This is a genomic window from Azohydromonas lata (assembly GCF_034427735.1).
Taxonomy (GTDB): domain Bacteria; phylum Pseudomonadota; class Gammaproteobacteria; order Burkholderiales; family Burkholderiaceae_C; genus Azohydromonas; species Azohydromonas lata.
The window spans coordinates 1-622 of the sequence record NZ_JAXOJX010000201.1 but is presented as its reverse complement, the minus strand read 5'-3'; the positions used below and the strand labels follow the sequence as shown (position 1 = coordinate 622).

Here is a 622-nt window from a genome sequence, read left to right as displayed (position 1 = left end):
GTGAACACCGACGTGTCCTCGCCCATCGCGCAGCGCTCGGAGCTCACCGTGGCCGAGGACGTGCAGGCCCTCATGCGCGCGCTGCTCACGCTGGTGCGTGGCGGGCGCGCGTCCCATGCGGCCGGCGACAAGGCCGCTTCCTCATCCAAGAGCCTGGAGATGGCGTGATGACCGCTTCCGTCACCGTTCTCGTGAGCGTGCGCGTGGACCCCACCAGCGGCCGCGCCACGCGCAGCCGCGCCGACGCCGCGGGCGTCGCCCTGGCGCAAAAGGCGCTGGGCACGGGCCGCGAACCGTCGCTGTGCACCGTGGGCCACATGCCTGCCGGCGTGGCGCGCGACTACCTGGCCCAGGGCGTGAGCAGCCTCACGCGGCTGCTGGCCGCCGACGACAGCCTGGAGGGCACCGTGGCCGTGCTGGCCGGCGCCTGCCGCGAGCGCACGCTGGTGATCGCCGGCGCCAAGGGCGAAGCGGGCCTGGCCAGCGGGCTGCTGCCCTACGCGCTGGCGCAGCGGCTGCAGCGCCCGCTGATCAGCGAAGTCATCGATTTACAGGAGGAGCCTGACGGCGGCTGGCGCGTGGTGCAGGCGCTGCCGCGGGGTGCCCGGCGCTCCTGGAAACT

At 74.1% G+C, this 622-nt stretch carries 1 protein-coding gene; it reads left to right on the top strand.

Translation table 11 applies throughout. The features are described 5' to 3' along the window. Positions 1-167: 167 nt before the first annotated feature. Positions 168-622, top strand: a 455-nt coding sequence (locus tag SM757_RS35015) for a hypothetical protein (RefSeq protein ID WP_407655835.1), incomplete at its 3' end; no start/stop codon positions are given.